This is a genomic window from Ruegeria sp. CH2 (assembly GCF_056537065.1).
Map to the genome: position 1 here is coordinate 896,037 of NZ_JBQFQV010000001.1, position 12,229 is coordinate 908,265.

Genomic DNA, 12,229 nt, shown 5'->3' on the forward strand with positions numbered 1-12,229 from the left:
GGGCGATATGACATTCATTGCAGAGCTGCTGATCGCCGTTTTCCTTATAATCTCGGGTGTTTTCGGGTTTGTCGGGTCCTTCGGCATGATCAAGCTGAATGACCCTATGTCCCGCCTTCATGCGCCGACCAAGGCGACTACTTTGGGTGTGGGCGGGGTGTTGCTGGCTTCGATCACCCATTCCGTTCTGCTGGAAGGCAAACTGTCGCTGCACGAGCTTCTGATCACGCTGTTTTTATTCCTGACGGCTCCGATCACGGCCCTGTTCATTGCAAAATGGCACATTCACCGTCATGAACTGCCCAGTGACCTGCCCGATGCTGGCGAGGATGAGCTTTGGGCCACCCATGCGGTCGAGCAGGTCGAGGATGTTCCGGACCACAGCGCGAATTAACACAAATGCACACATCTCCGCTGCCCCTGACCCGTGATCTGGTTTTAATTGGCGGCGGCCACACCCATGCCCTGCTGCTGCGCAAATGGGGAATGAGCCCTTTGCCCGGCGCCCGGGTAACCGTGATCAACCCCGGCCCCACCGCCCCCTATTCCGGGATGTTGCCCGGATATGTCGCCGGACATTACGACCGGTGGGAGCTGGATATCGATCTTGTCAGACTGGCCCGTTTCGCAGGCGCGCGGGTGATCTTGGGCACGGTCAATGGCATCGATACCGAAACACACGAAGTGCACGTCCCTGGGCATCCTCCGGTAGGCTTCGACGTGGCTTCGGTCAATGTAGGGATCACGTCGGACATGCCCGCCCTGCCGGGCTTTGCGGAATATGCAGTGCCAGCCAAGCCGTTGGGACCCTTTGCCGCAAAATGGGCCGAGTATCTAAAGGATCAAGGCCCGGCCTCGGTCGCTGTGATCGGTGGCGGCGTCGCGGGCGTCGAACTGGTCATGGCGATGGCACATGCGTTGAAGGCCAGGGGGCGGGCAGCACAGATTACCCTGATCGATAGTGCGTCGGCCCTGACTGCAACCAAACCCAAGGCGGCGGCAACAATCCGGATTGCAATGCACGACCTTGGTGTGGAGGTGATTGAAAACGCGGTGATCACCCGGATCGGGCAGGATCACGTGGAACTAAAGGACGGGCGCACAATTCCGGCTAGTTTCGTGACCGGTGCCGCCGGAGCCCGCGCCTATGACTGGGTCGCAAACACAGGGCTTGACCTTCAGGACGGATACATCCGCGTGAACGGCTACCTGCAATCCAGTGATCCGGCTGTGTTTGCCGCCGGGGATTGTGCCCATCTTACGGAGAACCCCAGACCGAAGGCTGGTGTCTATGCGGTGCGCGAAGCGCCGGTTTTGTACGATAATCTGCGCGCAGCGCTCGGCGCGGGACAGATGCGAAAATACACACCGCAAAAAGATTATCTCAAACTGATCTCACTGGGTGGCAAGTCAGCACTGGCCGAGCGTTTGGGAACATCGTTCAGCGGCCCGTTGATGTGGACATGGAAGAACCATATCGACCAGACCTTTATGAACAAGTTTCGCGACCTGCCGCAAATGACACCGCCCACCCTGCCCCGCGACCGGGCCGCCGGGCTTGATGGGGTTTTGGGTGAAAAGCCCATGTGCGGCGGATGTGGAGCAAAGGTCGGGCGCGACGCATTGCAGATCGCCCTGAAATCCCTCCCCGCCCCTACTCGTACCGACGTCACCCCCCTGCCCGGCGACGATGCCGCGCTTTTGCAAACGGGCGGGGCGCGGCAAGTCATGACGTCCGATCATCTGAGGGCTTTCACCAACGATCCCACACTTATGACGCGTATCGCCGCCATTCACGCCCTGGGGGATATCTGGGCCATGGGGGCTGCACCTCAGGCAGCCACGGCAACGATCATCCTGCCACGCATGTCTGCCGCCCTGCAAAGCCGCACAATGTCCGAAATCATGTCCGTCGCGAGTGACGTCATGCGCGATGCGGGCGCGGAAATCGTCGGCGGGCACAGCTCAATGGGCGACGAGATGACGGTCGGTTTCACGTTGACCGGCCTGTGCAAGGCTACCCCGATTACATTGGCGGGTGGTCAGCCGGGGGACCGTCTGATCCTGACCAAACCCTTGGGAAGCGGTGTTCTGATGGCGGCGGAAATGGCCGGTCTTGCCGAGGGGGCCTGGGTCGCGGCAGCCTACAAACATATGACACAGCCTCAAGGCGATGCAGCCCGCATTTTGGCCAACGCCCATGCGATGACCGACGTGACCGGGTTTGGTCTGGCCGGGCATCTGCAAGGCATCTGCGACGCATCGCATTGCGGCGCCACGCTTGATCTGGACGCGGTAAATGTGATGGACGGTGCGCTTGCGCTGACTGATCAGGGGGTCCGGTCAACGATTTTCACCGACAACAGCGCGATTGCGCCCAATCTTCCGTCCGGGGGCAAGGCGGCGCTGCTTTTTGATCCGCAATCAGCCGGGGGCCTGCTGGCCGCCGTTAATGCGAAGGACGCCGAAACCCTTCTGCAAGATCTTCTGGACGCGGGATATCCGGCAATGATTATTGGCCAGCTGACCGACACACCGGGTTTGCGCCTTCAAAGCTGATCCAGAAGGCTTTCAATTTGCGCGGCCGCGTTGCTCAGCCCCGCATTGTCCAAAGTTTCCACATCTAGACTGGCCAACACTTGCGCCGGGCGGGATTGCCGGGATTTGGTGTATGCGGGATCATAATGCTGTTCCATCAACGCCTGTGTCAGCGCCTGTTTTTGACCCGCATCAATCAATCGCAGCCATCCGTCCACGACCTCATGCCCGCGATGGAACCGCAGCGGTGATAACCGGTCCCGCAATCGGTCACTGTCAGACAGAATGTCGTCATAAGCCCGAACCAAGTAGGCAGAACGGGCTTCAATTGAAGCCGTAATGTTCACACGCGGAGCCTTGCACAACGCGTTCCAAAGGCTGGGCGGCAGGATCAAGCTGCCAATTTTGGATGATTCCGCTTCGACCATGACTGAACGCGCCGGATCCATTGAACACAGCGCAGCGGACAGGGCAGATTCAAACCCCTTCTGACTGGGCTGCCCCCCTGGCCTTTCGCCCAGCAAGGACCCGCGATGGTTGGCCAGCGCTTCAAGGTCCAGAATCTGTACGCCTCGTGCGTGCAACAGAGCCAAAAGATCGGTCTTTGCGGTGCCCGTGTAGCCATCCAGTGCGATCAGCCGATGTGGCAAGGGATCATCGTACAAATAAGCGTTCACCAATCGACGGTAGGTACGATAGCCGCCGTCTACCACTTCGGCGCGCCAGCCAATTTGCTGCAACATCCATGTGAATGATCCGGAACGCTGTCCACCGCGCCAGCAATAGACCAAGGGGCGCCACGCTCCGTCATGATGGCTGAGGTGGTGTTCGATGTGATTGGCTGCATTGCGGAATACCATAGCAGCACCCAGCTTGCGCGCCAGAAAGGGGCTGTCCTGTACATAAATGGTTCCGACCCGGGCGCGTTCCTCGTTGTTCAGCACAGGCAGGTTTATTGCACCCGGCAGATGATCTTCGGCAAACTCGGCAGGGCTGCGAACGTCGATCACGGTATCATACCTGTGCGCGTAAAGTTGGGTCAGGTCAGGAAATTTCAGAGCCATGCCGAAGGTCTAGCTTGCCGCGTTTCCAAAGAAAAGGTCACGCGTCACAAGGTTCGACCAGCTCTGGCCCGCTGGCCCGGTTCGAGTTCACCGCAGGCCCGACCCGGTGGAAGGTCAACACATCCTCGTTCCCCGGCTGCATCAGCCGTGCGGCCCCTTTTCCGGCTTCACCCAACCACAATGGCCAGTCATTGGGTTCTACGATCAAGGGCATTCGCTGATGAATGACCTCAAGCCTTTTGCTGGCAGCCGTCGTCACGATAGCACAGGTGCCCTGCCGTTCGCTTTCAGGGCCCCAGTCCTGCCAGACCCCGGCAAAGGCAATGGGAGCTTTGTCCTGACGGTGGATATACCAAGGCAGGCGCGTTCCCTGTTCCGTTTTTGTCCATTCATAGAACCCAGTCGCTATGATCAGGCAGCGGCGCGTCCGGCAGGCATCGCGAAAGGCGGGCTTGTCCGCCAGGGTCTCGGCCCGGGCGTTGATCAGTAACGGCCCCGCCGTTTCGGTCTTGTACCAATGTGGCAGAAATCCCCAGCGCAGCGCATCCAGATGGCGGCCTGTTTCGCCGCTACGCACGACATGTACCTGATTTGTCGGACAAACATTGAAATTCGGCACCACAGGTAGCGCATTTGCCGGGCGCGCCGAAAACAGCTGCGCCATTGCGTCGTTGGGAAGAGTTATTGCAAACCGTCCGCACATGGGTAATGAACCACCGATACATTCTTGATACAGGCACAGGATCTCACGGGGTCACATGGAATACCAGACAACGCAATCCCTCAAGAGCAAAGCACTGGCGCTTCTGGAAGCAGGCAAGCTGCCGCAAGCTTTGAAAAAGGCCCAGCTGGGTGTCAAGAAATTCCCAAAAGACTCGGATTATCATGCCATCGCCGGCTTTGTTTTGACCGAGATGAAGCAATACAAGAAATCAATTCCGCATTTTGTTGAAGCCTCGCGGATGAAACCGGACGACCTGCAGTTTGTCGAAAACCTGGCGAATGCATTGATGCAGACCGGGCAAATTCCTAAAGCCCTGGACTATACCGAACAAAAGCTGGAGCAATTCCCCAACAACCAGGAATTGAACCGCGTGCTGGATGAAATTCACCTCAAAGGCACCAATTGGCGCATGATGATCGAACATGCGAGCAAGAAGCTGGAGAGCGATCCAGACAATGTGGACCTTCTTGCAAAACGTGCCAGAGCTTACGCCAATATCGGCTTTGACGATGAAAACTCGCGGGATGTCGCCCGCGCCTACGAGTTGGACCCCGAGAACACAAAGATTGCCCTTATTAAGTCTGTAAACCTTCACCAAACGGGTGAAAAGAACGAGTCCAAGGCAATACTGAGGCGCGTTCTTCAAAACGAACCCGAGCATATGTCGGCTTTGCTGCAATTATCGGCAATTGCAACCACAGAAGAAGCTCCGGAGCTGCTGGAAGCCGTTAATAAAGCCATCTCCGAAAAGGGAGATGATAAGCTGGAACTCCAGTTCGCCAAGGCGCATTTGATTTCAAAGTTAGACGGGTTGAATGCCGCCATGCCGCATTATGCACGGGCCAATGAAATTCAGCACCAAGGCAACCCCTATGTCCCGGCGGATGAAGAGGAAAAACTGTTCCGGATCACCAGCTTGTTCCCTGTCGATTCCGATGCACCAGAGTCCGGCTTTGCCGAGGGGCCAGCACCGATCTTTGTACTGGGTCAACCTCGCTCGGGCACGACATTGATGGAAATGATGCTGAGTTCAGCCCCCGGAATTTCCGGTTGCGGCGAACTGACTTTGGGGGCCGATCTGTCGCGTGAGTATGAGAAAAAAGGCCAGAAGTATGACGCTGCCAAAGCGTCCGAGCTTGCGCGGGAATTCCTCGAATTGATGCCGCCCATTCCGGGCGACTCTGTCGCCTTTGTCGACAAGATGCCGCACAATTATCAACGTATTGGATTCCTGCTGTCTGCCTTCCCAAAGGCAAAGATTATCAACATGCTGCGCGATCCGCGTGATGTTGGATTGTCCAAATGGATCAGATGTTTTCCTGCGGGCGGAATGCGCTATGCCTCGAATATGCAAGCCATCGCCCATTCGGCAAATATGTATCGTCGTTATATGGCGCATTGGGATGCCGTGTTCGGGAATCGTATTCTGACGGTACCTTACGAAGAACTGGTGGCCGACCCGAAAACCTACAGCCTGCAGGTCGCTGCGTTCTGCGATTTGGAGTGGACCGAAACGATGATGCACCCCGAGAAAAACACCAAACAGGTACGTACGGCAAGCATCGATCAGGTGCGCAACAAGATCTCGACCAAGTCTATCGGCGGCTGGCGCGGGGTTGCTGAGCACATCAAACCGATGCTGGACGGGTTCGATCCGAAACTCTGGCCGGAATATGATTTCAGCTGATCCGTTCCCAAACAAAAAAGCCGCATCACAGGGATGCGGCTTTTGTCTTTGTCGTAAACCAAGTTACTTCTGTTTGATACGCCCGTCTACATAGGGCTGATAGGGCGCATTTTCCGCCAGGTATTCCGCGGTGACATCCGCAAGGTCCGGGCCGAAGTCATAGGCGTTCTTGTCATCGCCTTCGAACATCTTGTACCCGTCACCACCGTTGCGGACGTAGTTGTTGGTGACGACCAGGTAGGTCTTGTTCGGGTCGATCGGAATAAAACCGTCACCCTCGGCAATCATCACCTCGCTGACGCGCCCCTCGTTCGGTGCCACGCTTGGGTCCCAGGTAAAGCTAAGACCGGCGACTTGCGGAAAACGGCCTTTCACTTCTTCCACCTGACTTACGCCATTTTCGAGTGCGTCAATGACACCCTGTCCGCTGATTTCAAAGGTCGACAGTGTATTCTGGAAAGGCAACACCGTCAGAACCTCGCCCATGGTCACATCACCGGGATCGATAGAAGCCCGCAATCCACCCGAGTTGGCAATGGCAATCTGAACGCCCTGATCCGCCACACGCGCCAGCATCGCATCGGCAACCAGGTTGCCCATCTGGCATTCCTGCACGCGGCAAATTGAGCGATCCCCTTCAATGGCTTCTGCAGCGCTTGCAACAACCTTGTTGCGGATTTCATCCAAAGGCACCGCCAGTTCCGCAATCCGGTCCAGCGCGGCCTGATCCTCGGTCACAGCGTTGTCCATGATCAAAGGCTCGCCAGCTGCCTCGATCACTTTGCCATCGTCATCGAAAGTGACGTTCAATTCGCCCAGAAACTTGCCATAGGCATAGGCCTGAACGATCTGTACGCCGTTTACCACTGTTGGGTACGGACCTGCCGCCTTATCCGACACATTCGAAAGATACGTGTTCGAATGCCCGCCGACGATCACGTCAACACCAGTCGTCTCTTGCGCGACACGCTGATCGACGCCATAGCCGGAATGGCTGAGAACGATGATCTTGTTGACACCCTCACCTGTCAGTTTATCGACTTCGGCCTGCACAGCTGGTACCGGGTCCGAGAACGTGACATTGGGGCCGGGCGAGGCAAGCTCATCCGTGTCGATTGGGGTCAGGCCGATCAAGCCGATCTTCTCGCCGCCTACTTCGATAACGGTCGATTTCTTGATCCTGTCGGTCAAAAGCTCTTCGTCGTGAATATCGGCGTTGGACATCAGGACCGGGAAGTCGACCGAGTCGATGAACCCCCGCAACACTTCGGGGCCGTCATCAAACTCGTGGTTGCCGACGGTCATGGCATTATAGCCCAGCTTGTTCATGAACTCGGCTGCGACCTTGCCCTTGTAATAGGTATAGAAAAGGGACCCCTGGAACTGGTCACCTCCATCCACCAGAATCGAATTCTCTGCCCGTGCGCGCGCGTCGGCAACTGCCGTTACAAGGCGCGCCGATCCGCCAAAGCATTTGCCTTCTGCATTGTCTTCCTCACCGCAACCGCTGTCGTATTTGTTGATCGGCTCAAAGCGCGAATGGAAATCGTTGGTGTGCAGAATTGTCAGCTTGTAATCGGCAGCTGCGGCACCCGCCGTCAGGCCCACCACCGCGACCGAAGTTAAAAATCGGGTCAACATCTTGGAACTCCCTGTTATTATTGCCGGGGATCGTGCGCTTATGTCGACCGAGAGTCAAAGGAGAAATCCAGCTTGATTCCAAGCGCCGTGCGGGGCATCAGGTCATCATGCTGATCTACAAGATTTTCCGAGCCGTCGAATGGGCTGAACTGCAAAGTCTGGGCGCCACAGACGGAGCACCCATTGACGTGTCAGACGGGTTTGTTCACTTTTCTACCGCTGAACAAGCTGCTGAAACCGCTGCCAAGCATTTTGCGGGCGTTGAAGGGCTTACGCTGTTGGCCTGTGATGCCGATGCCATGGGCGATGACCTGAAATGGGAAGTGTCGCGAGGAGACGCCCTGTTTCCACATCTGTATCGTCAGATCAGGTTAAGCGACGTTGTCTGGGCGCGACCCCTGCCTTTTGTCGGCACGGCACATCAGTTTCCCGAGGACATGGCATGATATCTTATGTCGATCCGGATCGCGGCCAGTTCGAGGCGTTCAAGGCCCTGGACCGCGACCAGCCGATCGAAATGCTCAATCTGGTGAAGTTCCGCGCCGAGGCGCAGTATCCCAAATCACATGAATTGGCGGGCGCAGGGTTGACCGGGGCGCAGGCCTATCAGAAATACGGGACTGAAACCGCCCCAATCATTGGCCGTATCGGGGCAAGCATCCTATGGCGGGGTGTCTTTGAAACGACACTGATCGGACCGGCTGATGAGGTATGGGGTGCCGTCTTTATCGCACGCTATCCGACTGCATATGCGTTTCTTGAAATGGTGACCGATCCGGCCTACCGGGCGGCGGTGGTCCATCGGCAGGCTGCGGTAGAGACCTCGCGCCTGATCCGGTGCGGATCAAGCGAAAGCAGGAAAGCGTTCGGATGAAACTGACCGAGAAATTCGGGCTTGCAGCCCTGCACTGCATGGACCCCGAAACCGCCCACGGGATGTCGATCAGGGCTTTGAAGGCGGGGCTTGCGCCTGCGCCGGGGCCGGTGACAACGCCGCGCCTGAAAACAAGCCTTGCCGGGTTGGACCTGCCTAACCCGGTAGGATTGGCCGCGGGCTTCGACAAAAACGGTGAAGTTCTGACGCCGCTGTCGCGCGCAGGGTTCGGTTTCATCGAAGTCGGGGCCGTCACACCGCGCCCGCAACCGGGAAACCCCAAACCACGCCTGTTTCGCCTGACCGAGGACAAAGCGGCGATCAACCGTTTTGGCTTCAACAACGAAGGCATGGAGGTGATGGAAAAACGGCTTGCTGATCGCCCCCAAAATGCGGTGATCGGCCTGAATCTGGGCGCCAACAAGGACAGCGAGGATCGCGCGGGTGATTTCGTAAAGGTGCTGGCGCATTGTGCCGCGCATCTGGATTTTGCCACGGTCAACGTGTCATCCCCGAATACGGAAAAGCTGCGGGATTTGCAGGGCAAGGCGGCGCTAAGCGCGCTTTTGAACGGTGTGATTGAAACCCGTGATGCGCTGCCTCGCCCACTGCCCATCTTCCTGAAAATCGCGCCGGACCTGACCGATGCCGAGTTGCAGGACATTGCCGATGTTGCGCGCGAGACCCGTGTGGATGCCGTGATCGCCACCAACACCACCCTGTCGCGTGACGGGTTGCGCAGTTCGCACAAAGGTGAAACCGGCGGATTGTCCGGCGCACCGCTGTTCGAGAAATCAACACGTGTTCTGGCACGGCTCAGCCAGTTGACCGGAGGTGACATTCCCCTGATCGGCGTGGGTGGCATCAGCAATGCGGAACAGGCCTATGCCAAGATTTGCGCCGGGGCATCTGCTGTGCAGTTCTATACGGCGATGGTGTATGGCGGCATTTCTCTGGCGGCTGACATTGCGAACGGGCTGGATGAACTGCTGGCCCGCGACGGCTTTGAGAATGTAGCCCAAGCCGTCGGCAGCAAACGAGAGGACTGGCTATGATCGAATATTGGCACAACCCGCGCTGTTCAAAATCCCGCGCTGGTCTTGCATTGCTGGAAGAAAATGGTGCACGGGTCACGGTGCGCAAATATCTTGAGGATGCACCATCAATTGATGAGCTGCGAGCGGCACAATCCGCCTTGGGGCTTTCGCCCGTCGAGATGATGCGCACCGGAGAATCCCGGTTCAAGGAACTGGGGCTGACAAAGACCTCGCCAGACGACGCCCTGATCCGGGCCATGGCCGAAAACCCGATCCTGATTGAGCGTCCGCTTGCCATTGCGGGGGATAAAGCCGCCATCGGGCGTCCACCGGAAAACCTTCTTACGCTGCTCTAGGCCACCTGCGCCTCGAGCTTGGGATAGCGCCATCCTAAAGTCACGCCGCGCGCGATATTAAGCACCATCAACGCGGCCCACAGGCCGTGATTTCCGAAGCTTGGCACCAGAATAAACAGCGCAACCAGATAGAACACAACCGATTGGAACATCGCGCTGCGCATTGCCCGGGTCCAGGTAGCGCCTATGTAGATTCCGTCAAACATCCAGCTTGCCACGCCAATAACGGGTGCCAACGCGGCCCATACGAGAAACTCACGCCCCGCCTCACGCACCTGCGGTGAGGTCGACATGACGTCGATCAACGCCGGTCCGGCGACGAAGAAAACCGCACCCAGTAACAGGGCACCCCCAACACCCCATTGCGAGGTCATGACAGACGCACGGCGCACCTGATACCTGTCTCTGGCACCCACCGCGCTTCCGACCAAAGCCTCGGCGGAAAAGGCGAACCCGTCCAGCGCGAAAGCTGTGACTTCTAGAAACTGAAGCAAGACCTGATTGGCCGCCAGATTGACATCACCGAGATCCGAACCGACGAAAAGAAAAGTCGTGAAGGATCCGGTCAGCAAAACCGACCGGATCATGATATCGCCGTTGACCTGCAACATCCGTTGCAGCCGAGCGGCATCAAATATGCGGGCCCAGTCGCGCCAGATTCCGTCTTCGAACCCATCCCGACACAGCCAAATGCCCAGCGCCAGACCTGTCCATTCCGCAATCAAAGTGGCAATGGCAACCCCTTCGACACCCCAGCCAAGACCAAGCACAAACCACAGGTCCAGAACGATGTTCAATCCGTTCATCCAGACCTGAAGAACAAAAACCCCACGCGTGCGTTCAACCGCAATCAACCATCCGGTAACCGCATAAAGCGCGATAGTTGCTGGCGCCCCCCAAATTCGAATCTCAAGATAGGCGCGGGCGAGCGTTTCGACCTCGGGGCTCGCCGGAGATAAAGCGAACGCACCCGCGAACACGGCCACTTGTGTAAGGATAAAGAACAGCCCAGCCGCGCCGCCAAGCATCAGGCCGCGCATCAGCAATGCCCGGGTTTCAACAGCGTCGCCTGCCCCGCGTGCCTGCGCCGCCATCCCGGTGGTTCCCATCCGCAAGAAACCGAAGATCCAGTAGATCGTTGACAGGATCACTGCACCGATCCCGACCGCACCAATAGGCGCAGCCTGCCCCAACTGGCCGACAACGCCGGTATCAACTGCCCCCAGAATCGGAACGGTGGCGTTCGACAGGACAATCGGCACAGCGATCTTCAGTACCCGTCGATGCGTGATGGGCGCCGAGGCGTCCTGCATGGTCAGCTCTTGCCCCGAGGCGGTTGCGGCATCAGGAAATGCCCGGAGGCCTGCGCAAACAGTTTCGCATGATTGTCCTGCCAGGCTTCAACCCGTACCGAGGCGTAACGCCGCCCCGACCGGCTGATAAATGCCCGCGCATAGGCGTCTCGCGGCAAGCCCGAACGCAGATAGTCAACGGTAAAGTCGATCGTCTTGGGAAACCGGATGCTTTCGTCTGACACGATGGCCTCTGCATCGATCTCTCCGCTTTCAATACTTGGGAACATGTGTTCCCAGCTCAGCGTGATAACGGCTGTCACTTCCAAAAAGGCAGCCGTCACACCACCATGAATTGCAGGCAGAAACGGATTGCCGATCAACTTGTCATCGAAATTCAAAACGCCGGTCAGCTCATCCCCGCGCCTGTCAAAACTGATGTTCAGGAAACGTATATACGGTACGCCGTCGACAAGCGCACGCAGGGCTGCATCGCGGCGCTGCTTGACCACCTGCATCGGCTCGGGACGAGGTCTTGGCATATTACTTCCCTTCAACCGTAAAGGACCCTGAGGCTGTCGCCACCGGCAGGTCCGTGTCGTTGTCCATTGCGGTGGCCCGCACGAAGGCAACGTTTCGCGTGATATGGTGACAGACGGCATGTGCAGTAATCGTCTGACCTGGCGTCGCCGCGCGCATATAGTCTATCCGCAGATCGATTGTTGCGGTTCCTCCGGGGGCCGATGGGTGGCTCATCACCGCAGCGCCACAACAGGTGTCCAGAATCGTGGATATCGCTCCCCCATGAATCACCGCTGTACGCGGATCCCCGATCAGGTCTTTGTTGTAGGGCAGAGTTATCTCTGCCTCACCCTCGCCGATCTGCGTGAGCGTAAGGTTCAATGCCCGCGCATGGGGGATCGCCTCGATAAACTGGCGGGCTAAAACTGTCTTATCGACCATAAGTATGCGTCCTGTTCTCTGCACCGCCTTTATGAGCCGGTGTTCCGGTAAAG

Annotated in this window: 13 protein-coding genes; 7 read left to right on the plus strand and 6 right to left on the minus strand. The window is 57.7% G+C overall.

All coding sequences use genetic code 11. From position 1 onward, the window contains the following. Positions 1-7: 7 nt before the first annotated feature. Together ACR0M9_RS04455 and selD are read left to right on the plus strand one after the other, a co-directional pair. Entirely contained in the window at positions 8-394 is a 387-nt protein-coding gene (locus ACR0M9_RS04455; RefSeq protein ID WP_209597047.1) for a Na+/H+ antiporter subunit G, read from the plus strand. Between the two features lie 5 nt (positions 395-399). Beyond that, complete coding sequence (selD, locus tag ACR0M9_RS04460; RefSeq protein WP_480772924.1) at positions 400-2,559, plus strand: selenide, water dikinase SelD; 2,160 nt, start codon at positions 400-402, stop codon at positions 2,557-2,559. Here selD and mnmH read toward each other — a convergent pair. Together mnmH and ACR0M9_RS04470 are read right to left on the minus strand one after the other, a co-directional pair. Beyond that, positions 2,550-3,602 (minus strand): tRNA 2-selenouridine(34) synthase MnmH, encoded by a 1,053-nt coding sequence (mnmH, locus tag ACR0M9_RS04465; protein ID WP_480772925.1) that lies wholly within the window; start codon positions 3,600-3,602, stop codon positions 2,550-2,552. The two genes, selD and mnmH, sit on opposite strands and share 10 nt — an antisense overlap. Before the next feature lie 37 nt (positions 3,603-3,639). Then, positions 3,640-4,305, minus strand: a complete 666-nt coding sequence (locus ACR0M9_RS04470; protein ID WP_480558296.1) for an SOS response-associated peptidase — start codon at positions 4,303-4,305, stop codon at positions 3,640-3,642. A 55-nt stretch (positions 4,306-4,360) separates the two neighbouring features. On the opposite strand from ACR0M9_RS04470, the gene ACR0M9_RS04475 reads away from it, so the two are divergent. Further along, entirely contained in the window at positions 4,361-6,013 is a 1,653-nt protein-coding gene (locus tag ACR0M9_RS04475; protein ID WP_480772926.1) for a tetratricopeptide repeat-containing sulfotransferase family protein, read from the plus strand. Positions 6,014-6,076: 63 nt separating this feature from the next. Here ACR0M9_RS04475 and ACR0M9_RS04480 read toward each other — a convergent pair whose 3' ends face one another. After that, positions 6,077-7,654 carry a bifunctional metallophosphatase/5'-nucleotidase gene (locus ACR0M9_RS04480; RefSeq protein WP_480484248.1) on the minus strand — a complete coding sequence of 526 codons (1,578 nt, stop codon included), beginning with the start codon at positions 7,652-7,654 and terminating at the stop codon, positions 6,077-6,079. A 107-nt stretch (positions 7,655-7,761) separates the two neighbouring features. Between ACR0M9_RS04480 and ACR0M9_RS04485 the strand changes: the two genes are divergently transcribed. Genes ACR0M9_RS04485 through arsC form a run of 4 tightly spaced genes read left to right on the plus strand, consistent with a single transcriptional unit; the run spans position 7,762 to position 9,921 of the window. Further along, the gene (locus ACR0M9_RS04485; protein ID WP_209503272.1) at positions 7,762-8,100 is read left to right on the plus strand and encodes a DUF952 domain-containing protein; all 339 of its coding nucleotides are present in this window, start codon (positions 7,762-7,764) and stop codon (positions 8,098-8,100) included. Then, positions 8,097-8,528, plus strand: coding sequence for a DUF1330 domain-containing protein (locus tag ACR0M9_RS04490; RefSeq protein WP_480772927.1), 432 nt, complete (start codon positions 8,097-8,099; stop codon positions 8,526-8,528). The genes ACR0M9_RS04485 and ACR0M9_RS04490 overlap by 4 nt, the downstream gene beginning before the upstream one ends. After that, a complete protein-coding gene (locus ACR0M9_RS04495; protein ID WP_480538202.1) occupies positions 8,525-9,583 on the plus strand; it encodes a quinone-dependent dihydroorotate dehydrogenase in 1,059 nt (352 codons plus the stop codon). Before ACR0M9_RS04490 ends, ACR0M9_RS04495 begins: the two co-directional genes overlap by 4 nt. After that, entirely contained in the window at positions 9,580-9,921 is a 342-nt protein-coding gene (gene arsC, locus ACR0M9_RS04500; RefSeq protein ID WP_209503266.1) for an arsenate reductase (glutaredoxin), read from the plus strand. The genes ACR0M9_RS04495 and arsC overlap by 4 nt, the downstream gene beginning before the upstream one ends. Here the strand turns inward: arsC and ACR0M9_RS04505 are convergent. The 3 genes from ACR0M9_RS04505 to ACR0M9_RS04515 are packed head-to-tail and all read right to left on the minus strand — an operon-like array spanning position 9,918 to position 12,176. After that, positions 9,918-11,234, minus strand: a complete 1,317-nt coding sequence (locus ACR0M9_RS04505) for an MATE family efflux transporter (protein ID WP_480772928.1) — start codon at positions 11,232-11,234, stop codon at positions 9,918-9,920. The genes arsC and ACR0M9_RS04505 overlap by 4 nt on opposite strands. Before the next feature lie 2 nt (positions 11,235-11,236). Further along, entirely contained in the window at positions 11,237-11,755 is a 519-nt protein-coding gene (locus ACR0M9_RS04510; protein WP_267364663.1) for a PaaI family thioesterase, read from the minus strand. Between the two features lies 1 nt (position 11,756). Continuing rightward, the gene (locus ACR0M9_RS04515; RefSeq protein ID WP_480546472.1) at positions 11,757-12,176 is read right to left on the minus strand and encodes a PaaI family thioesterase; all 420 of its coding nucleotides are present in this window, start codon (positions 12,174-12,176) and stop codon (positions 11,757-11,759) included. Positions 12,177-12,229: the final 53 nt, after the last annotated feature.